General features: G+C 38.3%; 27 protein-coding genes and 1 pseudogene. 5 read left to right on the top strand and 23 right to left on the bottom strand.

The window, feature by feature from the left end:
* The first annotated feature begins 402 nt into the window (after window positions 1–402).
* Window positions 403–1,751 (top strand): IS3 family transposase gene (locus AC1MGI_RS03220; RefSeq protein ID WP_480348478.1). Its coding sequence is split into 2 segments (ribosomal slippage): window positions 403–847 and window positions 847–1,751, totalling 1,350 coding nucleotides; the frame shifts between segments, so codons are not numbered across the junction.
* Between the two features lie 37 nt (window positions 1,752–1,788).
* Here the strand turns inward: AC1MGI_RS03220 and AC1MGI_RS03225 are convergent.
* The 10 genes from AC1MGI_RS03225 to AC1MGI_RS03270 form a co-directional block, all read right to left on the bottom strand.
* The gene (locus AC1MGI_RS03225) at window positions 1,789–2,319 is read right to left on the bottom strand and encodes a chromate transporter (RefSeq protein ID WP_480348479.1); all 531 of its coding nucleotides are present in this window, start codon (window positions 2,317–2,319) and stop codon (window positions 1,789–1,791) included.
* Window positions 2,316–2,885 (bottom strand): chromate transporter, encoded by a 570-nt coding sequence (locus tag AC1MGI_RS03230; protein WP_480348481.1) that lies wholly within the window; start codon window positions 2,883–2,885, stop codon window positions 2,316–2,318. The genes AC1MGI_RS03225 and AC1MGI_RS03230 overlap by 4 nt, the downstream gene beginning before the upstream one ends.
* A 583-nt stretch (window positions 2,886–3,468) precedes the next feature.
* A complete protein-coding gene (gene hpf / locus AC1MGI_RS03235; protein WP_480348483.1) occupies window positions 3,469–4,023 on the bottom strand; it encodes a ribosome hibernation-promoting factor, HPF/YfiA family in 555 nt (184 codons plus the stop codon).
* An 876-nt stretch (window positions 4,024–4,899) separates the two neighbouring features.
* Window positions 4,900–5,244 (bottom strand): flagellar protein FliT, encoded by a 345-nt coding sequence (gene fliT / locus AC1MGI_RS03240; RefSeq protein WP_480348485.1) that lies wholly within the window; start codon window positions 5,242–5,244, stop codon window positions 4,900–4,902.
* Window positions 5,244–5,645: a flagellar export chaperone FliS gene (gene fliS, locus AC1MGI_RS03245; RefSeq protein ID WP_480348487.1), complete on the bottom strand. Its 402-nt coding sequence runs from the start codon at window positions 5,643–5,645 to the stop codon at window positions 5,244–5,246. The genes fliT and fliS overlap by 1 nt, the downstream gene beginning before the upstream one ends.
* A gap of 27 nt (window positions 5,646–5,672) precedes the next feature.
* On the bottom strand, window positions 5,673–7,184 hold the full coding sequence (locus tag AC1MGI_RS03250) for a flagellar hook-associated protein 2 (RefSeq protein WP_480348489.1): 1,512 nt from the start codon (window positions 7,182–7,184) through the stop codon (window positions 5,673–5,675).
* Between the two features lie 14 nt (window positions 7,185–7,198).
* The gene (locus AC1MGI_RS03255; protein ID WP_480349691.1) at window positions 7,199–7,336 is read right to left on the bottom strand and encodes a flagellar protein FlaG; all 138 of its coding nucleotides are present in this window, start codon (window positions 7,334–7,336) and stop codon (window positions 7,199–7,201) included.
* 401 nt (window positions 7,337–7,737) lie between these two features.
* Entirely contained in the window at window positions 7,738–8,175 is a 438-nt protein-coding gene (locus AC1MGI_RS03260) for a YaaR family protein (RefSeq protein WP_480348491.1), read from the bottom strand.
* A gap of 31 nt (window positions 8,176–8,206) precedes the next feature.
* Window positions 8,207–8,506, bottom strand: coding sequence for an EscU/YscU/HrcU family type III secretion system export apparatus switch protein (locus tag AC1MGI_RS03265; protein WP_480348492.1), 300 nt, complete (start codon window positions 8,504–8,506; stop codon window positions 8,207–8,209).
* Window positions 8,503–10,476: a hypothetical protein gene (locus AC1MGI_RS03270; protein ID WP_480348494.1), complete on the bottom strand. Its 1,974-nt coding sequence runs from the start codon at window positions 10,474–10,476 to the stop codon at window positions 8,503–8,505. Before AC1MGI_RS03270 ends, AC1MGI_RS03265 begins: the two co-directional genes overlap by 4 nt.
* Before the next feature lie 265 nt (window positions 10,477–10,741).
* On the opposite strand from AC1MGI_RS03270, the gene mscL reads away from it, so the two are divergent.
* Entirely contained in the window at window positions 10,742–11,119 is a 378-nt protein-coding gene (gene mscL, locus AC1MGI_RS03275) for a large-conductance mechanosensitive channel protein MscL (RefSeq protein WP_480348496.1), read from the top strand.
* Window positions 11,120–11,249: 130 nt separating this feature from the next.
* On the opposite strand, the gene AC1MGI_RS03280 is transcribed toward mscL, so the two are convergent.
* Window positions 11,250–11,630 (bottom strand): cytochrome-c oxidase, encoded by a 381-nt coding sequence (locus tag AC1MGI_RS03280; protein ID WP_480349692.1) that lies wholly within the window; start codon window positions 11,628–11,630, stop codon window positions 11,250–11,252.
* A 337-nt stretch (window positions 11,631–11,967) separates the two neighbouring features.
* Here AC1MGI_RS03280 and AC1MGI_RS03285 point away from each other — a divergent pair, with 337 nt between their 5' ends.
* Both AC1MGI_RS03285 and AC1MGI_RS03290 read left to right on the top strand, forming a co-directional pair.
* On the top strand, window positions 11,968–12,288 hold the full coding sequence (locus AC1MGI_RS03285; RefSeq protein ID WP_480348498.1) for a YbjQ family protein: 321 nt from the start codon (window positions 11,968–11,970) through the stop codon (window positions 12,286–12,288).
* A 5-nt stretch (window positions 12,289–12,293) separates the two neighbouring features.
* Window positions 12,294–12,518: a hypothetical protein gene (locus tag AC1MGI_RS03290; RefSeq protein WP_480348500.1), complete on the top strand. Its 225-nt coding sequence runs from the start codon at window positions 12,294–12,296 to the stop codon at window positions 12,516–12,518.
* Window positions 12,519–12,633: 115 nt separating this feature from the next.
* Here AC1MGI_RS03290 and AC1MGI_RS03295 read toward each other — a convergent pair whose 3' ends face one another.
* From AC1MGI_RS03295 to flgM, 11 genes and pseudogenes are all read right to left on the bottom strand, one after another.
* Window positions 12,634–12,873: a hypothetical protein gene (locus AC1MGI_RS03295; RefSeq protein ID WP_480348501.1), complete on the bottom strand. Its 240-nt coding sequence runs from the start codon at window positions 12,871–12,873 to the stop codon at window positions 12,634–12,636.
* Window positions 12,874–13,353: 480 nt separating this feature from the next.
* Window positions 13,354–14,019, bottom strand: coding sequence for a hypothetical protein (locus AC1MGI_RS03300; RefSeq protein ID WP_480348503.1), 666 nt, complete (start codon window positions 14,017–14,019; stop codon window positions 13,354–13,356).
* Between the two features lie 509 nt (window positions 14,020–14,528).
* A pseudogene (locus AC1MGI_RS03305) lies at window positions 14,529–14,642 on the bottom strand (flagellin); the annotation flags it as partial.
* A gap of 346 nt (window positions 14,643–14,988) precedes the next feature.
* A complete protein-coding gene (locus tag AC1MGI_RS03310) occupies window positions 14,989–16,950 on the bottom strand; it encodes a flagellin N-terminal helical domain-containing protein (RefSeq protein WP_480348505.1) in 1,962 nt (653 codons plus the stop codon).
* 152 nt (window positions 16,951–17,102) lie between these two features.
* Window positions 17,103–17,333, bottom strand: coding sequence for a carbon storage regulator CsrA (gene csrA / locus AC1MGI_RS03315; RefSeq protein WP_480348507.1), 231 nt, complete (start codon window positions 17,331–17,333; stop codon window positions 17,103–17,105).
* A complete protein-coding gene (gene fliW, locus AC1MGI_RS03320; protein ID WP_480348509.1) occupies window positions 17,333–17,773 on the bottom strand; it encodes a flagellar assembly protein FliW in 441 nt (146 codons plus the stop codon). Before fliW ends, csrA begins: the two co-directional genes overlap by 1 nt.
* A gap of 6 nt (window positions 17,774–17,779) precedes the next feature.
* The gene (locus AC1MGI_RS03325) at window positions 17,780–18,355 is read right to left on the bottom strand and encodes a DUF6470 family protein (RefSeq protein ID WP_480348510.1); all 576 of its coding nucleotides are present in this window, start codon (window positions 18,353–18,355) and stop codon (window positions 17,780–17,782) included.
* A 121-nt stretch (window positions 18,356–18,476) separates the two neighbouring features.
* Window positions 18,477–19,358, bottom strand: a complete 882-nt coding sequence (flgL, locus tag AC1MGI_RS03330) for a flagellar hook-associated protein FlgL (protein ID WP_480348512.1) — start codon at window positions 19,356–19,358, stop codon at window positions 18,477–18,479.
* Between the two features lie 14 nt (window positions 19,359–19,372).
* Entirely contained in the window at window positions 19,373–20,974 is a 1,602-nt protein-coding gene (gene flgK / locus AC1MGI_RS03335; protein ID WP_480348514.1) for a flagellar hook-associated protein FlgK, read from the bottom strand.
* A gap of 38 nt (window positions 20,975–21,012) precedes the next feature.
* A complete protein-coding gene (locus AC1MGI_RS03340) occupies window positions 21,013–21,501 on the bottom strand; it encodes a flagellar protein FlgN (protein WP_480348516.1) in 489 nt (162 codons plus the stop codon).
* Between the two features lie 38 nt (window positions 21,502–21,539).
* On the bottom strand, window positions 21,540–21,806 hold the full coding sequence (gene flgM / locus AC1MGI_RS03345) for a flagellar biosynthesis anti-sigma factor FlgM (RefSeq protein WP_480348518.1): 267 nt from the start codon (window positions 21,804–21,806) through the stop codon (window positions 21,540–21,542).
* Window positions 21,807–22,115: 309 nt separating this feature from the next.
* On the opposite strand from flgM, the gene tnpB reads away from it, so the two are divergent.
* A complete protein-coding gene (gene tnpB / locus AC1MGI_RS03350) occupies window positions 22,116–23,291 on the top strand; it encodes an IS200/IS605 family element RNA-guided endonuclease TnpB (RefSeq protein ID WP_480348520.1) in 1,176 nt (391 codons plus the stop codon).
* 112 nt (window positions 23,292–23,403) lie between these two features.
* Here tnpB and AC1MGI_RS03355 read toward each other — a convergent pair whose 3' ends face one another.
* Complete coding sequence (locus tag AC1MGI_RS03355) at window positions 23,404–23,817, bottom strand: TIGR03826 family flagellar region protein (protein ID WP_480348521.1); 414 nt, start codon at window positions 23,815–23,817, stop codon at window positions 23,404–23,406.
* Window positions 23,818–23,959: the final 142 nt, after the last annotated feature.

Consider the following 23,959-nt stretch of genomic DNA (forward strand, 5'->3'; position numbering starts at 1 on the left):
GATGTAACTTTATGAAATTAAATTGAAATATATTACCTTAATTTTTTTCATTTTTTGACAATATACAACATAGATCGACTAACTTCTACATAATCCAAATATAAATAAGTTGGAAGCTAGATCATTTAAAGTATTTTTATCGTCATCTAATTCGGCCTTTTATACTCATGACATATAGTCTAGATCTTTCGCCATTGTACCTTCAATTTCACCCGCGACTGGGACAAATCCACTAGCCTTTATCACTCTACTAAATGAAGCACTTCTTTCTAGCGATACGTTTTTCGCTTTTAAAAAACGTATCTACACAATATATTCATTAATGTGATCATAACGAAAAATCCCTTTGATGAACTGCCCCGTAAATGTTAGACACCAAACTAACATTTACGGGGTGTTTTTATGTCTAAATATACAGTAGAGGATAAGTTAAAAGCGGTAGAACGTTATTTAACTGGAAAGGAAGGCTATAAAACCATTGCAGAAAGCATTGGTACAGTGAAATCACTAGTCATTACTTGGGTTAAATTATTTGAAGCGCAAGGGGCAGAAGGTTTTCAGAAGGGCTATACAAGTTACTCCAGTCAGTTTAAACTAGACGTACTCAATTTTATGAACGAAACGGGCGCGTCTTTTCGAGAAACGGCAAGCACATTTAATATTTCTGCTCCCAGTACCATTTATCAATGGGATCAGTTGCTGAAAACAAAGGGATTGGACGCGCTAGAACCAAAGAAAAAGGGGCGTCCATCTATGAAGAAGAAAACAATTAAAACGACACCAGCTGAGGGCTCAGTAGAAGCGTTACAAGCGAAAATCGAGCGTTTAGAAGTGGAGAATGCTTACTTAAAAAAGTTGAATACTTTAGTTCAAATGCAGGAAAAATTACAAACCAAATCAAAGCGCAAGTAATTTTTGAACTAAAGGATCCGTATGGCGTTGTGGATCTAGTTGAAGTCGCAGACATTCCACGCAGCACTTATTATTATTGGGAGAAACGATTAGACCGAGTGGACAAATACGCCGATATAAAAGAGGCAATTAAGAAGATTTATCATGAACATAAAGGTCGCTATGGGTATCGTCGCATCACAAAAGAGCTAAAGAAATATGGTTTTATTCATGATCCGAAGACCATCAATCGTTTAATGAATGAGCTTGGCTTAAAATGCATGGTCCGTATGAAGAAGTATCGTTCTTACAAAGGGAACGTGGGTAAAATCGCGCCGAACGTATTACAACGTGATTTTAACGCAGATAAAATGAATCAAAAATGGGTAACAGATGTGACCGAATTCCATCTTTTCGGGGAAAAACGTTATCTGTCGCCTGTCCTCGATTTATGTAATGGCGAAATTATTGCGTACAAAGTCATGAGCCGCCCTGTCTATCAACTCGTGGGCAATATGTTAGATGAAGCAATAAAACGTCTTAAACCGGAAGACAAAGTCATTCTTCATTCCGATCAAGGCTGGCATTATCAAATGAAGAAGTATCAGAAAACATTACAAGAGCACCGAATTACACAAAGCATGTCTCGTAAGGGTAACTGCTTAGATAATGCCGTTATCGAGAATTTCTTCGGCTTATTAAAGTCTGAATTGCTGTACCTGCAAGAATTTGAAAGTATGGCTCATTTTGAAAGAGAATTAAAAGAGTACATTGAGTACTACAATCACAAAAGAATGAAGGCAAAATTAAAAGACCTGAGCCCGGTAGAATACCGAACTCGGATCTTAAAAGTTGCCTAAAATATTTGTCTAACTTTATTGGGTCAGATCAATTTTTTCATCCAAGAAAAATAGCACCATATACTAAAGCACCAGCGATTACATAGGCAGGATGCACATTCAATTTACCAAGTAACATATAACTAATCGCACCAATTACTAGTGTCTGAATCCAACCAATTCCTTCATATGCGGTGAAAAAGAAATCATACGCCATCAACCCTAGCAACACAGCGATGATAGGACGTACGACGACCGTCACTCTTTTCACCCTTGGGGATTCTTTGTGTCGCATCAAGATGCTAAGCAGTCCAAGCATTAAAATGAGTGAAGGGGCTACTGCAGCGAATACCCCGACAACGGCGCCGAGGATACCTGCCTGCTCAAATCCAATATAACCGGCCATCTTGGTCGCAATCGGGCCAGGCAGCGCATTCCCTATTGCAATCACTTCACTGAATTCGTGAACCGTAAACCAACCATATCGGTCGACGACTTCCTTTTCAATTAACGGAATCGACGCTGGACCACCACCATATCCGAGGATGCCTGAAATGAAAAATGCCCAGAAAATCTGTAAATAAATCATGACTTTTCTGCCTCCTTATCAGGTCTAGAAGCAGGATCTTTCTTAAGTAATGCCCCAATAATCAGAGAAATAATAATAATAGCAGGGTGCACATTCAGCAGTTGCATGAACAAAAGTCCAAGCAAAACGAAGACAATAGTCCACAGCCAACCCATACTAGATGAGCCTGATTTTTTTAAAAACTCTACAGTCATGGTTAGCAGCATCACAGCGACAACTGGAACGACCGCTGCTGTCATCCCTGTGACCCATGTTTGATCTTTATAAGCATTCAAACTTGTTAATAGCAAAATCATTAAGAGAATTGTAGGGACGCACGATGCAAGTATTCCGTTCAACAAGCCCCAAATGCCGCCAACACGGTAACCAATATAGCCTGCAAGCTTAGGCGCAATCGGACCAGGAAGTGCATTTCCGAGTGCCAAGATATCACCAAAGTCTTCATTATTCATCCATTTATATTTCTCTACTACCTCTTTTTGCACAAGCGGAATGGCTGCCGGACCACCGCCAAACCCAAGCATCCCTACTCTAAAAAAAGCCATAAAAATATGTAATTGCTTCATATCCTTCACCTATTTCTACTAATCTATCTTCCAAGCCGCAAAGGCATCGCATCAAGTCCATTTTTGCAATACATGTACTCCCTTGTGAAGCTTATGGATGATGCAAAAAAATCCATTATCACGACTGGCCCTCTCATATCGTATTTACCTTTTATCCCGCATTAACGGAAAGTCAAATCCCCGACCTCAAGGCTTAGAGGAATCGTGGAAGCGTAGGTGGGGGATGAAGAACCCCCCCACTGATTGAAGTTTCACTTTATATTATACAGAACATTTTCTAGGTTTGTGAAGTTACCTAAAAAACAAAAGTACCAACTTCTGATCTCGAACAGATGATGCCTTAAGCAAAGAATCATATTTAACCATTTAAACAGAAAAGACCTGATTCTCTCTTAAGAAAGAATCAGGCCTTGTATAATTTATTATTAGAGGTTGTTCAAAAAGTCCGGTAAAAATAGCTGTCGAATTTCTTCGTCGCTCTGTCTCTTCGGTCCTCACGTATTACTGTATACGCTCCGGTCCTCGAGACTGTCGCTTCTCGAACTTCTCGGCTCTTTTTATCCTCCGTTTTGAACACGCACTATTAGCTCGGTTCAATCAAACCATAGCGTCCATCCTTACGACGGTACACAACATTTGTCGAATTCGTATCTGAATTCGTATAAACGAAAAAGCTATGACCAAGCATATTCATTTGCAGGATTGCTTCTTCACTATCCATTGGTTTCAAGTCAAAACGCTTGTTACGGACAACCTCTAACTCTAGTTCGTCTTCTTCAATCAGCGTCGTTCCACTTTCTGGAAATACCGGAAAAATATCGGTTGCATTCGTACTTGTACCACGGAATTTTCGGTTTACTTTTGTTTTATGTTTACGGATTTGCCGCTCCAATTTGTCAGTAATCAGGTCAATCGCTGCATACATATCAGCATTATCCTCTTCTGCACGAAGCACTAAATTAGTCATTGGGATCGTTACTTCCACTTTAGAGGTATTATGATTCACTCGTAAATTCACCATTGCCGTTGCATCTGGTGTATGGTTAAAATACCGTTCCAATTTTCCAATCTTTTTCTCTACATATTCCCGTATTGCTGGAGTTACCTCAATGTTTTCACCACGAATATTATATTCCATAAAGTGAGTCCTCCTTCTAAAAACTATACTATATAGTTCTACGATACCCTATGCATTCCCTTCACAAACAAATCGTTTTGCTAAATTCGTGAAGAGACTTTAGAAAATTGGATGAGTAGTGGGGTTCGTATCCATCTTTATTATAACAATCTTTACGTTAAATTAACACTGAAGAGCATCGAAAAATTTTAGATAATTCTATATATTTATACCACTATTGAAATATATGATAAGAAGGTATATAGTAACTACTATCGCTCAAAAAGGTATATATTGTAATAGTTTTACACATTTTCCCTATTTAATATAAAAGTAGAATGTACTTTCTAATTTAATTTAAAAGAGGTGCTAATATGGATCTAGCTATATTTGAAGGTAAGATCAAGAATGACTCGACCTATATAATTCAGCAAATTTCTCGCAAATCGAAAGGATCAAATATCGAGAGGAACAGACATAGAAGATGGAAGCGTCTAAGAAAATGATGAATCAATTATATGTGCCAACTGTAGAAATAGATGGTAAAATTCATCTAGTAAAATCGCAGAAGTATTGTGAGTGTCATATACAATATTGCTATTTTGAACAAAACAGAAAAGATCGAAGAAACATTAAATTTAAGCCACTCATAAAAATTGATTGCCAACAATGTAAAAACTCCTTATTAGCAGTAAAACCGAATCTAGTTTCTGTATGAGCCAAGTAGGATTTAGCAATCTTTCGTGATTGATTTCACAAATATATTCATAAAAAACATCCATGAGCGTCTACACGCAACCCAACGATGAAAAAGGTTCAGATTCTCCAATTGTATCGCCTTATGAAGGTGGCGGTGCGGAGCTGATTTTGCGAAGCCCCGCCCCTTTTTTGGACAGTTTAATTTTTTTTATCGTAAAAAACTCCATCAACTAAGAGATGATCGTAAGGATTTGAGTACCTAGCCGACGTCTGTTTCTTTTCATTCAGTTGTCTAATATCGCGCTGAATCGCTTTTTTTTGCAACAACAGGAGCTCATCGACCTGCTGATTTAAACGTACAACTTGGCGACCTAATTGCTGTTCTTCCTCGGTGAAAGGTGGTTGGATACCATGAATCCACCCTTCCCGCTCCTCAAGCAGTTCAACAATCCGGTTGATCATATCATCACGTTCTACGATCAATGAACCGTTTAAAATGGAAAGTAATTCAACCGTACTATCATTGAATTTCTGAAGCGACATTAAGCTTGCCCGCTTTGGGTAAACTGACTTTTTCGGTTCATTTGAATCGCTTCTTTCCACGTATCACGGAATTCCTTAACTAGTCCCTCAACCTCTTCTATTGCGACAAGGTCATTTTTCATATTTGCTTCGATCAGGCGCCGATTCATGAAATCGTAAAGAGTCATCATATCCTTGGATACAGCCACATCCATATTTAACGTGACCATTAACTCATGAATGATATTTTGTGCTTTAAGGAGGTTCTTATTTTTCTCTTCAATATTTCCTTCTTCAATGGCCTTCTTCCCAAGCATCATGAACTTCAAGCAGCCATTATACAGCATTAAAGTCAGCTCACCAGGAGACGCAGTGTTCACAGAATTTTGTTGGTAAGATTGATATGGATTATTGATCGCCATATGTATAAACTTCCTTTCTATCTTGGTTTAACTAAAGTATTGCATTAATGAAGCACTTTGACTGTTCGCTTTTTGAATCGCTTTTTCCATGGCCGTAAACTGACTATAATAACGAGATTCCAATTTCGTTAATTTCTCTTCAAATGTAGAAATTCTCGTATCTAAATTGTTAAGCAGCTTGCCGATTGTAAAAGTGTTATTAACAGAACTCGCTTTACCAGCTTTTTCGGTAATGGTTGTCATAGCTGTTTTAAGATCACTTCTTAGGCGACGGGCTAAACCTTGCTCACTTTGCTTATCTCCATTCGCCATAAATAATTGATAAATCGCATTCGGATCTTCCGAAATTGCTGCACGGAGCTTATCTTCATTAATCGTTAGCTTTCCACCATCCAAGTAATTACTCGTCGTCGAAATACCAATCATTGCAAGTGCATTAACTCCGGCTACTCCGCTTACTGAAGTATATAAAGAAGACCTCATCGTTGTTAACAGACTCTTAAGAGTAGAATCATTTTTTAACGTGCCGCTTTTCGCCTTTTCTTCCCAGAGCTTAACTTCATCTTCAGTCAGTTCCTTCTTTTGTTCCGCTGTCAAAGGAGCGAAGGAGCGATACTTTGTTTCATTTGTTTTATTTTTAATTTTTTCAATCATTTCATTGTATTTTTCGACAAATTTTGTGACGGTGTCTAGGATTGCGTCGACATCGGCGGTTGATGAGAAGGTTACTGGATCGGTTGTTTTCTTTTTTAAGGTTATTTCTGCACCGTTAATCGTGAAGGTGTTGGAGGATCTCTCTATCTTTAGACCATTGTAGGTTACAGAAGCATTTGTACCTGCTGCCCCCCTACCATTAATGGATGCTCGATAACTGTTTATATCCATTTTCATTGTGTTCGTAAATAAGGTACCCTCTAATTGGATTTCAGCTGCACCTTTTACATCACCGGTATTTTTAGCAGTCATGGAGAATTTTTTTGACTGTTGATCATAAAAAACAGTCACTCCTGATTCTGCATTTATCTTACTAATGATACTCTCTAACGTATCTGTTGAATTGATCGTAAGTTTATACGGTTTAAGCGTTTCATCTGAATTTTTATCAAAACCACCATCTTTATTTATAGCTAGAATTGAAATTTCCTGAGATTCTGTTATACCAAAATCGGATAGTTTCTTTTTTGGATCATCTACTACAGTAGTACCATTACTTCTCATAGTAGCTGCTGTTGCCAGATCATTCACTTCAATTGTTCCCGAAAAGTCCGTGGTAGAATTAATATTTCTAACTGACAAAGCATCAGGATTTGAAACCGTCACTGTTTTCTTAATAAACGATTTTTGCATCCCAACTCCATCACTAATCAGCTTATCGAGCTCTAATAATGCTGTATTCATCGACCGATAATCATCCCGCTGCCATTCTGTATACTGCTTCTTCTGGGTTAATTTATCCATTGGTATCCGCTCAGCTTGCATCATACTTTTAACGAGTTCATCAATATCCATTCCACTTGCTAATCCACTAACACGTACCATGATTCATCACCTACTTATATTTTTTCATCAACCATCATACCGACAAACCCCGTAATAGCTGTATAGACATTCAATAATTTTTCTGGCGGAAGTTCGCGAAGCGTTTCATCATCGATAACCCTAACGCAATACTCATTTAACTTTTCGTAAATCTAAAAACCGAACAGTAGTATGAGTAAGCTACAAAAATACTTTCAGGCCCCCAACAACGTCCTGAATCTACTTTTTAGAAGGATCCTTCACTTCTTTTACTCTATTTTTCACGATAAGTAATCGTATCAATTTCTCTTTGATAATAAAAACTGACTCCGTCTGAGATGGCTGTTCAAAGCTGTGAGGAAAGGGCATTCGTAGAAAGACCCTTCAACATCACATTTGCCTCCAATATTCATATAGTTATCTTATATATCGGAATGAAGTAGAGAAATTTTAGGTTTATATGAACAATAAGAAGAGTCTGACCTCGCACTCTTACAGTTCAGAGTTGTAGTTACGATTAATTTGAACTGTATATTGGAGTTGCGTGGTCTGACCCTTTCGTTTTTGGACACCCTCATGTATAAATATTGATCAACATGCCTTTAATTTCACCAACAAGGTTCAGGATGTTCGAACCGTTTTTCTCTTTTTCAAGCACTTCATTCGTAAGCTCGATCACTTTCTTATCCACTTCTTTAACAAGCTTATAAATTTTCGTAGAACCTCTTTGATTGAAGCCGCGCTGTTCTTGAAGCTCGAGCCCATTTTTTACGGCATCGTCCATGAAGTCTTTAATCATTCGTTTATATTTTCGGAGATTATCGACGGTACTATTTTCTGCGAGCTTGTTTCCCTGTATTTCAAGGTCCGCGACTTTCTTCGTTAATCGTTCATAATTCATTTCGTGACGTCTCTTATCTATCACAGATTGAAACTGAATTGAACCTTTCGCGACTTCCTCAGTTGATGTCAGCTTTGAAGGCGTGGCTCTTGTCACTCGTTGGATTTCCATATCGATCACCTTTTCTTCTATATAAACACATCTAGTATTTTTTCTCTATTTCTTCTAATAAAAGCAAAATCTCAGCAATAGCTGCATAAAGCTGTGGTGGAACAGATTCGCCAAGGTCAATATTTAGCAATGTGCCGATTAACGATTCATCTTCTTGCATGTGAATATGATTCTGTTGCGCTAACTCTATAATCCTTTTGGCAACCTGTCCCGATCCTTGGGCAATAATTGTTGGCGCCGCTTCTTGATTATTCTCATATTTTATCACCGCAGCAGTTGGTCCATTCATTGTCCGGATCTTTTTCGGATGAAAATATTGTGCATTTCTCATATTGAAAAATCAAAACCTTTCTCTGGCTGTAAGGCTTCACGGCTGTTCAGTTTATCAATTGGCTTTTCAACCTTACTTTCTTCTGTTGTTTTCACCCCGATTGCATTCAACTGATACCCAATGTCGCCAAAACGTTCTTTCGTAATTTCAGTCATACCGCTAACAATATGTTGAAGTTCCTCTTTATCACTCTTAAAAGTAAGACTGACCTTTCGATTTGTCGCCGTCAGAACAACGCCGATTTCACCTAGCTTCTTCGTTTCAAGTGAAAAAACTAAATTGCAATTCTCCCAGTCTACCTTATCACCATTTTTGCGTGAATTAATATAAATCTTCACATTTTCGACTTGCTTATCCATTACATACGGCAACTGAAAGAATAAATTTTGCAGCCCGGAAGAATCCGGTTTATTCAGTAACTGTTGGCCAGTGATTTGATGGACAGCCTGCTCAGCCTGTTGCTGTACTTGCGGTTTAACATCCTCTCCCCGCATGACACGTAACAAGGCTGCTTTTACATTCTCATTATTTTGATTCGGATCTTGATGACCAGATTTAGTCATCAACGTAACGGCCGATTCCGTTTCATGCGTTAACCCAAGCTTACGGACCATTTCGTATACGGTTCTTGATGATGAACCTGTTTCAGGAAACGGTTGAACTGTTTGTTGAATCAAAGTGGCTACTTGTTTTGTCGAAGAAGGTGTTTCAATTTGAGACCTTTCCGTCATAAAATGCTGCATTTTTACATCTGATGGCTTGAAAATAATCGATTCTACATGGGCTTTCACTTCTTTAACGATTTGCTGTGCCCGAGCATATTCACCTTGTTCTAGGAACTTCTTCGCTTCTGCTAATTGGGAACTTGCGGATAGTAATTTCTTTTCCGTCCCCATATCCGCATATAAAAGGAAATCACTCTGTAATATTGCTTTATCTAGTTTATGAATCGTCGACTCCACAACTTGCTGAATACTCGATGACTGTACATGTCGGGGTTCAACCATTTTTGTGATCATATCTAAGTTTCTATTAACCTCTTGACGTACTTTTTTAAAGTCGATGGCCATTTGCGCCAATTTTTCCGTTACTTCCGTCACAATAACGTTTTTAGAATCTACTTTTAGACTTTGAATAGCTTCATTTATGAAGTACATTTCTGTTTCAGAGAATTCTTGCGTGTTCATTTCTAGTTCTGGCATAACAGGAGAAATTGCTTCTGTCGAACTCACCTGAGCCACCTTTTTAGGATTAGAAGTCACTAGCTGTTCACTACTTGGGGGCTGAATATTTGTTAAAAAATCCTCGTTAGACTTTTGATTGATTTGAGTAGCCGTCAATCCTGTTGATTGATTCTTCATGATAAGTGGCTCGGTTTTCTTATCTACCTCATTAACAATCTCTTGCATTGGAGCGTCCACCTTATCCAAAATCGATAATAATGTATCAGAAATGGCTGGACCGTGTAATGCTTCATGGACAGATTTCAGAGTTAGATGTGTTAGCAGAATTTGTTTCTCCGCTATGATCCTCAACGTCGCCATTTTTTGGTCGATTGTTCCGCTGTCACTAGTCAAATAGTTTTTAATAGTAGCCATATTTTCTTTCGTCACAACAATTCCTTTGTCTGTAAACATTTTTACCGCTTCACTCAACTGCTGTTTAGGTTGTTCTTGAACATTTCCAAGCTTTCCTTGCTGGTTACTTATTTCAGAAGTCTCCCGTTCGGAAACTCGTACAAGAAATTTCCCTTCATCAGTCTTACCTGTAATTTCAATCGAAATACGGTTTTCACTCGGGATTTCTCCTTCAAATTTCACAGTAAATAGTTTTCCATTCACAGAAACAACAGCTTCTTGGTCACTCAACCGTTCTTTCACAGTCACTTGTACTATATCCCCGATATGTTGCTTTGCCGATTTCCCACTGATATTTTGTAATAGAAGATTGGCATTTTGAAGGATTTGCATATCTTTCACACTCCGCTCGCATTCACTTACTTATTGTATCGGCAGAGTTGAAAAAATTTTTACCACCTCATAATTTTCCGGAAACAACAGTAAATATGACCCATATTCACATATTTTCGTTTATTAATTTATTCAAAATACCCTATTAGTTCTTAAAAATGACATGATAAAAATAAGTCTTATCACCTAATTTCACCATTATCCTATTTTCGTCGCACGAAACATGTTATATTTTTTCTATTCTTTTAATAAGGAGTTGTCTGGAATGATTAAGGAATTTAAAGAATTTGCGATGCGCGGGAATGTGATTGACCTAGCAGTCGGGGTTATTCTCGGTACAGCTTTCGGTAAAATTGTTAGCTCACTCGTTAATGATATCATCATGCCATTAATTGGGCTTTTGCTCGGTGTAATAGATTTCACTGATTTATCATTTAAAGCAGTAAAATACGGAATGTTTATTCAAACAATCGTTGACTTTATCATTGTAGCTTTTTCGATTTTCTTATTTATCAAGCTGTTCAACAAACTGTATACACGTAAGAAAAAAGTCGAAGAAGCTTCACCATCATTAACTAAAGAAGAAGAACTATTGACAGAAATCCGTGATCTGCTCAAAGCAAATCAACGAGAAACGATGTAATACAATGCTTATGATTAGGTAACACAGGCAAACAATATGGCCTATGAAGGAACGAGCCTTCATGGGCCATTTGATGTTTTCAAAGTTATCCCCATAGACGTTCAGATTAGTGTTAGTGAATAGATGTCGCTTAGTTACTCTCCACCTTTAAATGTTTCAAAACATTATATCCAAAGAAACACACCCCAATAACGGTAAGTACTCCGCCAATCGTAGCAATCGGGAAGAATACTTCGCCACCTACGCCATAAATCGCCAAAGCAATACAAATCATCATGATCGGCAAACCAATATTGTGCAACCAGAAATGAACTTTTGCCGATGTTGTTTTAGCAAGCTGAGGAAAAAGATGATAAAAGATACCAGCCAATGAAAGTGACATCCAACCCAATAAATTAATGTGAACATGGACCGTTTTTAATGTAAATTCGTGTGTTGCAGACATGTACAATCCGAATAAAATACCAATCAAAAAATAAACGACACCAATCTTTATCAATTTTATTCCCATCATAACCACCCCCTATTACATCATATACAGGCACCTAATAAATATTCTGAATAGTTCTTTGTATCCAAAACTTTTTTCACATTCCTTATTGATCCTGTTTCGAATATTCGTGATGCTGGGACCATGCAACACCGTTCTTCAACAATGTGATTGGTTGATGAGTTTTATTACGTAAATAGATTTATCTGCCGCAAAACTTTTATTAGCTGAATGTTCTAGCTTTCTTTTTAGATAGTGGTTTAGAACCCTATACTATATAAAAATGGCAGGTATATAAATAAAACTGTAGAATAAAGGTATTACGTATAAACTTTTCTTAAAATGGGGTGCATGTAACATGATTATTGTCACTACAGAAAATATCGCTAACTATAAAGTAACCGAAATTAAAGGACCTGTTTTCGGATTAACGGTACGAGCACGAGGCCTCGGGAAGGATATTGTCGCTTCCTTAAAAGGGCTGATAGGTGGGGAAATTAGCCAGTATACCGAAATGCTTGAAGATGCCCGCAAGCAGGCGATGGATCGAATGGTGGAAAATGCAAAAGTGATGGGGGCAAACGCAATCATCATGATGCGGTTTGATTCTGGTGAAATCGGCCAAAACATGAGTGAGATCGTCGCGTATGGAACAGCCGTCATCGCAGAACAGGAATAAAGCAAATGGAATGGATTCTTGGCTTTTATGGTATCCAATTAATCATTGTCGTCATCATCATTATTGGCTCCTGGTTCATCTGGGACCGCCGATTCAAAACCAAACATGGAACAAAAATCCCCGACGGCTTCATCCGAACAAAGGAAGTATCCATTGATCCAACAACGAAAAAGAAGTTGGTCGTGTACTTTCATCCAGAAACGGGTGAGCGGTTTTATAAGGAAGAATAATGCATTAAACATCCCTTTTTCTATACGAGAACGGGATGTTTTTTTATGCGGCATTATGAAAAACCTTGACTAAATTCGGTAACTCTATTCTATCTTCATAAACAATTTTTTACTCCTAATGCAGAACAGGATATAGCTGTTCTTCTAAAGAATGGAACTCATTCTTTAATTCATTCAGCTGACCATTCAGCTTCTCAATTTCAATTGGAGAAAGCGTATGTTCTAAAGCATATTCAGCGATCCTTTTCATTTCATGAAGCTTCACATTCATCTCATCTAAGAGACGAACTTGTTCCTCACTCCATTTAAGCTGCTGTTCAAGGAATTTCTTCTGTTCTAGTTGGTCTTGATTCATCTCGAATCCTCCTAGTTATCAGCTTTTTTATACATATAATAGTTACAAAATACTGGATGGTACTAGTTCACTGTCCCTGTGTCCTTTCGGTTGGCTTGCTTTGCCGCTATGCCTTTCGGTCACTGAATAGACTATATCCTCATCCATGTTTTCATGGAACTGGGCACTTCGACCAAAACATTTGCTGTCCTATAAGATTCACGGTCATTGCATTTACCTTAGACCGTTTTCTCTAGTCGTTGAACCCTCCTCAGAGTTTCCTCACAGGAGCTTGGCTACCGATTATCCATTGTTACATTTTCATCATTTTCATATCTTCACGCTTACCGTTTCCAGTTACATTGTGGTTGATGAAGCTTTAGAAAGTTCCAGCAATTCACCCAGTTGTAATCTAACTCGTTACCAAGCTAGACGCCCTTCGAATCAATTATCTTAAGAGTTGTATCACTGAAGCAAAAGAACCGTCCCTATACTTCCTTGCTATTCAATAAGTTCTGCCATTAGTTTTGGTGCAATAATTTCCTTTTCCAGTTCTGTTATATGAATTTCCCCTTCGGAAATAATACCATAAACTGTTACATTATCACCCACGACATGATTAACGGGACCCGGAAATTCAACAAGGAGAATATCTTCTAAACTAGTAACATCTGAATCCTTAGTAACATAAAGTTCCATATGAGTGTATGATTCAGTTGGTGAGATTTGACTAATTTCTCCTGTAAATGTTGCATATTCTCCCACGTATATATTTAGATTATCTTGTACGCTCTTGTAATCAAGAGGTTGTGCAATTATTTTAATTTGATCAGGTGTTCTTAGTGATACTTCTAAACGTCCCTCTTCTTCCTTTTTTAAACGTTCTTGTTCAATTGCTTGTTGATTCCTCTGAATATTTTCGATTATTTCTTGATTTTCTCTTTCATCCTCTTTGGACATCTCTTGGCGTTCCCAGTAATCCTTTTCTGTGAAAATTGCCAAAACCAATCCAATAATAAATATAAGAACAGTTATTCCTGATAAGCTTATTAGTTTAATAAACTTTCCAGAATTCCCTTTAAAAAATGCAACAATAGACAAGATTAGAAATGAAGGAAAACCTATTATAGCGAATAGTAACATTAAATTCCCAAAGATATGTACCATTTTATCCCCTTTTGATCCTTTCTCTAATAGCTCCCACTGCCAAGCCTGTAGTGGACTTCCACCATCTAGCTGTTAAACAATGCCGGGCGCACTAAGAAAAAGAGACCCTAGCAATACTAGAGTCCCTTTCAAGTTAAAATTAACGAAGAAGTTGTAGAACTCCTTGTGGTTGTTGGTTCGCTTGCTTTGCGACTGTATCTTTCGATTACAGAATAGACTATATCTTCATCCATGTTTTTTATGGAGCTGGGCACTTCGAACAGTTTTCACTGCCCTACGGATTTCATTGTCATAGCTAACGCCTTAGACAGTCTATCCTAGTCGTTGAACCTTCTCCAGAGTTTCCTCACAGGAGCTTGGCTGCTGATTATCCATTGTTCATCCTCATCATTTTCATACCCTCACGTTTACCGTTTCCAGTTACGTTGTGGTTGATGAAGCTTTAGGAAGTTCCAGCAATTCACCCAGTGATGATCTCATCCGTTACCAAATGAGACGCCCTTCGTTCATTACCTTAGAAGTTGTAAAACTCCTTGAGGCATTGAATTTGATTGAGCCAACATTGCTTGTGCTGCTTGAGAAAGAATTGAATTCTTGGTTTGTTCCATCATTTCTTTCGCCATCGTGCGAACATTTACTTTCATAAATGACTAGACTATATCTTCACCCTCAACATGATTTGTTAGGGGTCGGGCACTTCGGATTCACAATGCTGATGGACATTGTTTCACCTATGGATTTCATCATCATAGCTTTCGCCTTAGATGGTCTATCCTAGTCGTTGAACCTTCTCCACTCTTTCGAGTCAGGAGCTTGGCTGCTGATTGCCCAATCTTTTCTTTTTTCAGGACCTTCACGCTTGTCGTTTCCAACTACGTTGTGGCAAGAAAAGCTCTAAGGGGTTTCCAGCAATTCACCCGATCATACTCACTAGCCGTTACCAGCTAGGACGACTGTACTTGTTACTGCCTAAGCAACTAAAGTATAATCTACGTCACGGATACGAGATTCCGCAGCAGTTAGGTTTTCAGAAGATGTGTTTAAGTTGTTGATTGTGTGTTCTAAACGGTTTTGGTATGATCCAAGTTTAGAACGCTCAGCAGATACACTTGCAATTGATTGATCTAACACCGCTATTGCAGCAGTTGCATTTTCAGATGTTGAAACATCAAGAGCATATTCAGTTTTTTCATCGTTAGTTCCGTCTGTAATTTCTGCAGTTGCTTTGTAATGTGCTGTTAATTCATTTCCTTGGCCGTCTACTACAGTTTTTGTATCCGCAGTTGTTGAAGATGAGACTCCAAGAGCATCTGCTCTCATATCAGTAATATCTACACTCATAGATTGACCAGCATTGGCACCGATTTGGAATTTCAATGAAGAATTTTCAGCATCTGCACCAGCAGTTTTAGTTGATCCTGTTGATAAACCTGTAGCTTTTGCAAAGGCATTATCAGTAATTTCAACAGAACCTTCGCTTCCAGTTTCACCACTTGTAATTGATAGTTTTCCATTTTCAAACGTTACAGAAACGTCTTTTGCTGTTGTAGAAGCATTGTTAATTTGCGTTTGTAATTCATTAGCTAGGTTCATAGTATTCCAATTTGCATTCGCTAAAGTAAACGTAATATCTTCACCATCTACTTTAAGAGCCACTGTGTTATTAATATCAAGTCCATCAGTTTTTGTTTGCTCCGATACACCTAATTTAGAGAGAATGTTTCCTGCACCACCCTCGATTGAAGCATTGCTTGTGGAACCAGTTGATTGACTAGTTAAAACAAGTTTATCATTTGAGAAGCTTGCAACTACTTTTCCTGCACCAAATTCATTAGCCAAGTCTAAATTAAGTTGAGTAATGAAGTCACCCTGATCAGTAGCATCACTTAAATCATAGTTACCAGCAATCGTTTGGTTAGTACCTTTACCAGATAGTACATTAGTTAAAGAAACATCCTTTTGGACACCATCCACTGTTACTGTCAATGAGTTATTTCTATCTTGTGCAGCATTATCTGTTATAGCCCCTGGTAAACCAGTAGACGTAATATGAGTTAACGCATTACCACCATCAATTGTCATTTTATCAGTTTTATTTGCTGTTGAAATGAAAAGATTACCATCATTGTCAAAACCAGTAGTTATTGCAGTGCCCGTACCAAAAGCAGTATTTAATTTTGAAGCGATATCAGCAGCAAAATCATCTGCAGAGCCAGCCCCACCTGAACTATAGTCGACTTCTGCAAGTGTAACTGTCTTTGTTGTTCCATTAATTGTTACAGTTAATTCATTATCTGCAGCAGTAACGTCTGGACCAGAGTTAAGAGCAGAAGTAGTTGTATAAGGTACATCACCAGTAGCACTTGGGTTTTTCCCTGCTTGAAACTCTACAACACCATTAAACGCAGCAGTATCCCCTGTTACAATACCATTAGTAGCGCCAGTAACAATATTTACTGTAGAACCAACGTTTGTACCTTTTACGTTTGAAGTCACAGCTTCTGTAACATTTACTTTACCATTCAATAATTTTTTCGTATTAAATTCAGTAGTATTACCGATACGGTTAATTTCAGAAGTTAACTGGTTCATTTCCTTTTGGATTTCACCACGATCATCTGTTGTATTTGTATCGTTCGCTGATTGAGTAGCTAATTCACGCATACGTTGCAGAATATCATGTGTCTCATTTAATGCACCTTCAGCTGTTTGAATCAAAGAAATACCATCTTGAGAGTTCTTAGACGCTTGGTCTAATCCGCGGATTTGTCCACGCATTTTTTCTGAGATTGCTAGTCCAGCTGCATCGTCACCAGCACGGTTGATACGAAGACCTGAAGCTAATTTCTCCATTGATTTAGATTGTGCACTTGAAGCACTTGATAACTGACGATGTGTGTTAAGTGCTGTGATATTATGATTGATAATCATGTTTTGTTTCCTCCTTGAGTTTTAAGTTCCACGTCCTTGTGGGATTTGACGTTAGAAGGTAAACAAGTCGGCCGCCTGTGTCACATTCTAACGCTCTACTAGTAATATCGTCACTTGAATTTAATAGTTAATAGGATTTGACACTTTTTTTGCTACTTTTTCTTAAAATAGTCACTTAAGCTAGTAAGGAGATTTGATTCAGCTTTTGTCGCTTCATTATTTTCTTGTTGAATAGCGAGATATATTTCCTTGCGATGAATGTCTACTTGCTTTGGAGCATTGATGCCGAGTTTGATTTGGTCCCCTTCGACCGCTAATATGGTAATTTCAATGTCGTTGCCGATCATGATCGATTCATTCGGTTTTCTAGTTAGGACTAGCATTATTTTACCTCCTGTTTGGAAGATGCTATAAGCATTTCACGGATGGAGTAGTTGCTTGTGTTCATAATGAATTGTTTTCCTGATTGGTTTTTCATATTTAAGATGACCGGGGCCTGTAGATTTGCTGTTGTTTCATTGAATGGATCTCTTACGGTTAATATGACGAATAATGCGACATCTTGTTCTGACTCAATTTGTAGTTCCTTTAATATATCTTGTGAGAGATTTGCTTCATACTCTTGATAAAATTCAAATGGATTACTCATGATAAAGGCGACCTGGCTTGTTTGTGTCGATTGCAGGACGATGAGTGGTGTTCCTTCTAATGGCAGTAAGGTAAACTTCTTCTCATCGATAAATCCGGGAATGCCACTTGCAAATGTAAAGATATTTTTTTCTTCGATTTCTACTTCATCATGAAATTTTGTCTGTATTTTCATTTATCGTTACCTCGTTACATCTGGAAATAGATTAATGAAATCAATATCCAGTGAATTTTTTTCCTCTACCTCTACATGTACTTCTCCAGGTGTATATTCATGAATTGGTTTTTGGGCCTCTGCACTTATTATCGGTTTTTGAGGAGTTGCTTCAATTTGAACGTCTGCTGGCCGATAGTCGATTTGCACGCTGAAATGGGAAGGAATCCAGCCAATATTAAATTGTTTTTGGGGCTTTGAACCGTTTTCTTTTGCAAGAGAAGCGAGTACATTGCCACCTTTTTCGATATGTCTTAGTTCTTGGCCTTGGCTTGCTCTTCTCGCCATTCCATCGAGCCAGTCTTGATAACCGAGCTGGGCGAATTCTTCTACACGCTTAGACACGCTCTTTAAATCCATATCTTCTCTTGCTTTTGTTTGATCAATGGAAAGCTTGCCTGGTGTTGTTTGGATTTCTAGAATCGCTTTTGGTTGTTCGATCGACTGAATTGCTTTGGGCTGTTCCATTTTTTGTACAGAATCCTTTATAGTTAACCCTGTTTTTATAAAATTGGACTGTAATTGTATCTGTGGTAGCTGCATAACTTTCACGTCCTTGCTATGAGAAAAGGGTCAGACCCCGCAACTTTATTTACAGTTTAGATGAAGTGTATGTAACACTATAGACTGTCTATAGAGTGCGAGGTCAGACCCTTTTGAATTTTTATCTTAGAAAATCAATTAATGATGGTTGAATGACCCGGGAGCCAACGCTTAGGGCGGCGCTGTGAATGCTTTCTTGTGTCGTTAAGTCCATAATGGCTTTTTCAATGTCAATATCTTCGTTTTTGGACATGATTTTTTTTGCAAAGATTTCTTGCTGACCTAGGCGATCTGTCATTAATTCAATGCGATTTTGTTTAGCGCCTACTTGGGATCGGGTTGTTAAGAATGAGTCGATCGTAGCGTCGATATCATCCAATAGATCACTAATATTCGGATCATTTCCATCTAGTGCATCAATGATTTTCTGAATGCTGCCATCTTGTTTAAGTGCATCCCCAAATGTCTTTGAGGCATCGGTATTCATTGGAATGTGAATGCCAGAGAAAACCTCGATATTAATCATGCCCGCGCCATATTGAATATTTCCAGCAGCATCTTTTATCGTTGATGGCTTAATATTAGTATCCTGGCCGTTAAAAATATATTTTCCACCAATTTGCGTATCACCAATCGTAATCAAATGTTCTTTTAATTGCTCAATTTCTTCCTTAATACTTTGGCGTTGGCTTCCTTCATACGTCCCATTGCTCGCTTGAACGGTTAGCTCGCGAATTCGCTGAAGGGCGCTAGTTGCTTGATCTAAAGCATCATCTGTACTATCAATCCAGTTTTCCGCTTCATTGATGTTGCGGGAAAATTGCTCAATTTTGCTTACGTCCGTACGATAGGTCATCCCCATCATCGCCGCCATCGGATCATCGGACGGTTTTGTGAATTTTTTTTGCGAAGATATTTGATCCTGTAGCTTAGCCATTCGGTCATAGCTATTGCTAAGGTTGTGAAGCATATTATTGGATAGCATCGATTGTGTTACACGCATAATCTTTTCACTCCTTATCTACCGCCAGTGCCTAAGCCATTGACAATTTTATCAAGCATTTCATCCATCATATTAATCACTCGTGAAGACGCGTTATAGGCCTGTTGAAAGCGAATCATATCCGTCATTTCTTCATCAAGAGATACCGCACTAACGGATTGACGATTATAGTCGACAGAGTTGGCCAAAATCGTCGAATTCGAGAAGTTTTTGGCGACTCCTTGAGAATCAACGCCCATTGCGCCGATGATACCTGCATAAAATGATGTGAGACTCCCTGGTAAACCAAATGTGTCTGTTTCAGGGGAATATTTACTGAAATCCATCTGGATTAAATCTGCTAACTTTTTCGCATTTTCATTGTCTGCGGACGCTCCGCTCGCCGCTCCTGCTGCGATTTTAGAAGAATCTTTTAAAATTGCAGCATTGACTGTAATTCCTTGTGCGAAACTCATTCCTGCCTTAAATTCAAAAAATTCATAAGCAAGGTCTGGATCTTTAACCGGTTTTCCATCCACAATTATTACGTTCTCATTCAAAGCGAATCCTTCACGATGAATTTTATTAAACTCATCCACAAACGCTTTTGTCATCTTATTTAAGTTTTCAAGCATGTCTGGATAATGCCCTTTAGTGACAGTTGTATTTGTCGTTGGATCAGTATGTAAATAGCCATAGCTTTCAATCAATCCTGCAAGCGCCCCTGAAAAATTCGTATCTTTAACAAATCGATCGCCAAACTTTACGCCATCGACCATTTTTGTCGTATTGTCGAAAGAAACTTCTACTTTGTTAATCCCAAGAATCCCTGATTTATTCACACTAACAAGATTCACAGGTGGTGTATACGATTTTCCATCTGTTGTGATCAATTCAATATTATATAGGCCTTCAGCAATCGGTTTCGCATTGCCATAGTCCGCCGGAATCACACTTGTAACTTTAATATTAACGAGCTGGGAAAGGCTGTCCACTAATGAATCGCGCTTATCATACAAGTCATTCGGCATAAGGCCATTCGGCTCTACTTCACTGATTTGTCGGTTAATCTCACCAATATTATCAAGAATCGAGTTGATTTCCGCTTGCTTGACACCGATTTGGCTGCCCATATCGGCTTGCACGCTTGTTAATGAGTTATAGTAATAATTCAATGTGTCAGCTACCATTTCACCGTTTGCCGCAACTACCGCACGAGCACCTGAGTTTTCTGTGTTGGCCGTTAAGTCCTGTAATGATTTCCAAAACGTATCAAGTGTCGCTTGCAAGCCAGCATCTGTCGGTTCATTCATGATTCCTTCCATCTTGACAAAAGAGTCGCTGAGCGTACCGTAATAGCCTACTTTATTCGCTTGATTCCGGAATTGCACATCTAGGAAACTCTCGCGCACTCGTTGCACGGACTCCGCCTGAACACCCGTACCAAGTTGCCCCGCTACCATTGGGCTATTCATCCCAGGTGCAGGGAAAGCTTGTGTTTGCGCAAAATTAACTCGCTGCCGCGTGTATCCAGGTGTATTGGCATTGGCAACATTTTGCGACATGGTATATAAAGCGCTTTGTGAGGCATATAAGCCACGCTTTGCTGTTTCAAGACCCATAAAAGTTGAGACCATATTATAGAAACCTCCTTTTCTATTAAACTACTGAATAATTATGCCTGCGAATCAAACATGCTTTTCGCTTGGCTGCTTTTATTTTGCATCGGTTTTTCATAATTATATTCTTGCGGCCTCGGCCGTAACATATCGAGTGAGACATTGACATATTGTAATGATTGGTAGATGAGCTGCTGGTTTAGAGCGTTTTGTTCTTTAAGCGTGCCTGCTTCATCCATAAGCTCAGTTCGCAAACGTTCAAGTTCCTGCTTCTCAAAGTCATCAACCATTTCGATCATTTCCACTAATGTCGCTTTTTCCATTCCAGAACTTCTAACCTCTAAAAACTCCTGAACAGCAACATCTCTTTCTTGATCAATCATCGCAATCGCCTTCACATATTTCTGTTCTTCATTCAGCAAGGCAGCGAGGGCATCCATATCACTTCGCTTGATGATGTCGGTTTTTCTTGATGCCAGTTCATTTAAGCCTTTGTGGAGCTTAATCAATTTTTCTAACGCCGTGATAATGTGTCCAGTAGACATTATATGATTCCCTCCTCTGCCTCACGTATTGCCGTTCATTATTTCTTAAAATAGTAATCCAAGATACTTTTTGCTGTATCTTCTGCGTTCAATTTATATTGACCCGCTTCGTATTGTGCTTTTAATTGCTCAACCTTTTTTTGTCTTTCCAAATGAATCTGGGATGTTTGCTGAAGTTCTTTGGCTGTGGAGGATATTTCAATCTTGTCCGTTGCTTTAGCGGAAGATGTCTTTGCACTGTCTACTTTAGGTTGTTGACGATTATATGGGTTTACTCCCGATGGTCCAAACTGATTAATCTTCATCTCGCACTCCTCGCTTTCGGCTTATTGATGACTCCCTTTTTTCTATTATCGGTTAAGTTTTTGGTTTTTTTATTTTTTTCGATTGACAATCTTTTCATGTATTTGTCGAATTTAGGCTTTTATCATTTTCCGAAAGAAGACTCCCTCCACAATCGTATGAAGGGTGTAACCCAACGATAAGGGGGAAATGAATTTCGGTTAGGCATTAGCCTAAAGGCTCTTCTATTTGCTGTTTTTCCGACTCAAGACAGAACAAATGTTTGTGTTAATGTGTAATTAATGGTAAAATGTAAATAGGAGGTGAATCGTATGTTGATGAATAAGGCCTATAAATTTCGCATCTATCCAAACAAAGATCAAGCCATACTAATCAATAAAACGATAGGTTGTTCACGTTTCGTGTTTAACTTCTTTCTTGGTAAACAAAAAGAAACAGATCTCTATTGGTACGTCACGGAAGAAATGAAACAAAATGGCCAACTTCCTTCTAATGATTGGAAAGGTACATACTTGAATAAATACGAAACGGTTAAATACCTTCCTCAATTAAAGCAACACTATCCTTTTTTAAAAGAAATAGACAGTATTGCCTTGCAAAAATCTGTTGAAAATCTAAGTGATGCCTATGATCGTTATTACAAAAAGCAGAATAAACAACCTCGCTTTAAGTCGAAAAAGAATCAGGTTCAATCTTATACAACAAAGTATACGAACGGAAATATTGCTGTTATTGAAAACAAAATTAAGTTACCTAAACTAGGGCTTGTTCTTTTTGCTAAAAGTCGAGAGGTAAAAGGACGCATTCTTAGTGTTACCATTAGACGAAACCCTTCTGGTAAATACTTTGTGTCTATAGCAACCGAATCAGAAGTATCAGAGTTACCTAAAACAGAGTCAGCAGTAGGGATCGATTTGGGAATCAAAGATTTTGCGATTCTTTCAGATGGGACGATCTATTCGAATCCAAAGTTTTTCCGTACCTTAGAAGAAAAGCTAGCCAAAGCACAAAGAATCATGAGTAGACGGACAATAGGTGGTTCAAATTGGTACAAAGCTAAAATCAACGTAGCACGCATCCACGAAAAAATGGCAAATGCACGAAAAGATTACTTAGATAAAGTTTCCACTAAGATTGTCAAAAACCACGACATGATTGGGATGGAAGATTTGTCCGTATCTAATCTGCTTAAAAACCACAATCTTGCCAAAGCCATTAGTGAAGTAGCATGGTCACAATTCAAAAGGATGATTGAATACAAGGCGAAATGGTACGGGAAACAAGTCGTAACGGTTGCAAAAAACTTCCCTTCTAGTCAACTTTGTTCATGTTGTGGCTATAAAAATGAAGACGTTAAACATCTTGGATTACGTGAATGGGACTGTCCAGAGTGCCATACCTATCATGATCGAGATATAAACGCAGGGAAAAATCTTAAAAACGAAGCTGTAAGACTTCTAACCGTAGGGACTACGGGGATCGCCTAACCCATAACTGATCGATAGATTGGTGTTCTTAGGAATCCCCCACTTCAAATTTCCGTTAGAAAATTAAGTGGTGGGTAGTTCAATAACTTACCTTATACATGTAGATGGATTTCTATTCATCCATTCTACTGTAATAGGCACTTTGGCGCTCACGTTCCGTGATTTCTTGTTTGCGTTTTTCTTCTTTATCAACCTCTGCCAAATCGGCACGAATCAAGTTTGTACAATTGCCACAAATTCTTCCCTCTTTAATCATTGTCCCACATTTTTCACACGGATATCCGAGATTCGGAAATTGTGACAAACGCAATCTACCCTTTTTGACAAATTTAATAAGCAACTCTTCTTCAACACCTGTTCCGTCCACTACTTGCTGCATTGTTGCAGTACGATTGGCGGCTTTGCGAATATATTTATAGACGATATCAAATTTAGCTTCTTCTTCTTTATAACACGTATCACATACATCACGAAACTTTGATTTCACGAACAATGTATTGCAATTTGCACAATTCGTTAATTCCATCTTGCTAATCCCCTTTCAGGAAACCTGCACTCTTTGCCTCTTATATCGACTGAAATAGGACAAATATTAAGGGGTTCGTAAAAAATATCAATGTGTAGCTGATCCCAACTAAAACGATAAAAAAGATTCAGGTTCTAAATAT

It is taken from the genome of Peribacillus sp. BM1, from assembly GCF_056679975.1.

Bases quoted from the DNA above. Each gene is read 5' to 3' on its own strand.
- AC1MGI_RS03225 (WP_480348479.1), bottom strand. From the start codon at position 2,319: ATGATTTATTTACAGATTTTCTGGGCATTTTTCATTTCAGGCATCCTC.
- AC1MGI_RS03230 (WP_480348481.1), bottom strand. From the start codon at position 2,885: ATGAAGCAATTACATATTTTTATGGCTTTTTTTAGAGTAGGGATGCTT.
- hpf (WP_480348483.1), bottom strand. From the start codon at position 4,023: ATGGAATATAATATTCGTGGTGAAAACATTGAGGTAACTCCAGCAATA.
- fliT (WP_480348485.1), bottom strand. From the start codon at position 5,244: ATGTCGCTTCAGAAATTCAATGATAGTACGGTTGAATTACTTTCCATT.
- fliS (WP_480348487.1), bottom strand. From the start codon at position 5,645: ATGGCGATCAATAATCCATATCAATCTTACCAACAAAATTCTGTGAAC.
- AC1MGI_RS03250 (WP_480348489.1), bottom strand. From the start codon at position 7,184: ATGGTACGTGTTAGTGGATTAGCAAGTGGAATGGATATTGATGAACTC.
- AC1MGI_RS03260 (WP_480348491.1), bottom strand. From the start codon at position 8,175: ATGGAAATCCAACGAGTGACAAGAGCCACGCCTTCAAAGCTGACATCA.
- AC1MGI_RS03265 (WP_480348492.1), bottom strand. From the start codon at position 8,506: ATGAGAAATGCACAATATTTTCATCCGAAAAAGATCCGGACAATGAAT.
- AC1MGI_RS03270 (WP_480348494.1), bottom strand. From the start codon at position 10,476: ATGCAAATCCTTCAAAATGCCAATCTTCTATTACAAAATATCAGTGGG.
- mscL (WP_480348496.1), top strand. From the start codon at position 10,742: ATGATTAAGGAATTTAAAGAATTTGCGATGCGCGGGAATGTGATTGAC.
- AC1MGI_RS03280 (WP_480349692.1), bottom strand. From the start codon at position 11,630: ATGGGAATAAAATTGATAAAGATTGGTGTCGTTTATTTTTTGATTGGT.
- AC1MGI_RS03285 (WP_480348498.1), top strand. From the start codon at position 11,968: ATGATTATTGTCACTACAGAAAATATCGCTAACTATAAAGTAACCGAA.
- AC1MGI_RS03290 (WP_480348500.1), top strand. From the start codon at position 12,294: ATGGAATGGATTCTTGGCTTTTATGGTATCCAATTAATCATTGTCGTC.
- AC1MGI_RS03295 (WP_480348501.1), bottom strand. From the start codon at position 12,873: ATGAATCAAGACCAACTAGAACAGAAGAAATTCCTTGAACAGCAGCTT.
- AC1MGI_RS03300 (WP_480348503.1), bottom strand. From the start codon at position 14,019: ATGGTACATATCTTTGGGAATTTAATGTTACTATTCGCTATAATAGGT.
- AC1MGI_RS03310 (WP_480348505.1), bottom strand. From the start codon at position 16,950: ATGATTATCAATCATAATATCACAGCACTTAACACACATCGTCAGTTA.
- csrA (WP_480348507.1), bottom strand. From the start codon at position 17,333: ATGCTAGTCCTAACTAGAAAACCGAATGAATCGATCATGATCGGCAAC.
- fliW (WP_480348509.1), bottom strand. From the start codon at position 17,773: ATGAAAATACAGACAAAATTTCATGATGAAGTAGAAATCGAAGAAAAA.
- AC1MGI_RS03325 (WP_480348510.1), bottom strand. From the start codon at position 18,355: ATGCAGCTACCACAGATACAATTACAGTCCAATTTTATAAAAACAGGG.
- flgL (WP_480348512.1), bottom strand. From the start codon at position 19,358: ATGCGTGTAACACAATCGATGCTATCCAATAATATGCTTCACAACCTT.
- flgK (WP_480348514.1), bottom strand. From the start codon at position 20,974: ATGGTCTCAACTTTTATGGGTCTTGAAACAGCAAAGCGTGGCTTATAT.
- AC1MGI_RS03340 (WP_480348516.1), bottom strand. From the start codon at position 21,501: ATGTCTACTGGACACATTATCACGGCGTTAGAAAAATTGATTAAGCTC.
- flgM (WP_480348518.1), bottom strand. From the start codon at position 21,806: ATGAAGATTAATCAGTTTGGACCATCGGGAGTAAACCCATATAATCGT.
- tnpB (WP_480348520.1), top strand. From the start codon at position 22,116: ATGTTGATGAATAAGGCCTATAAATTTCGCATCTATCCAAACAAAGAT.
- AC1MGI_RS03355 (WP_480348521.1), bottom strand. From the start codon at position 23,817: ATGGAATTAACGAATTGTGCAAATTGCAATACATTGTTCGTGAAATCA.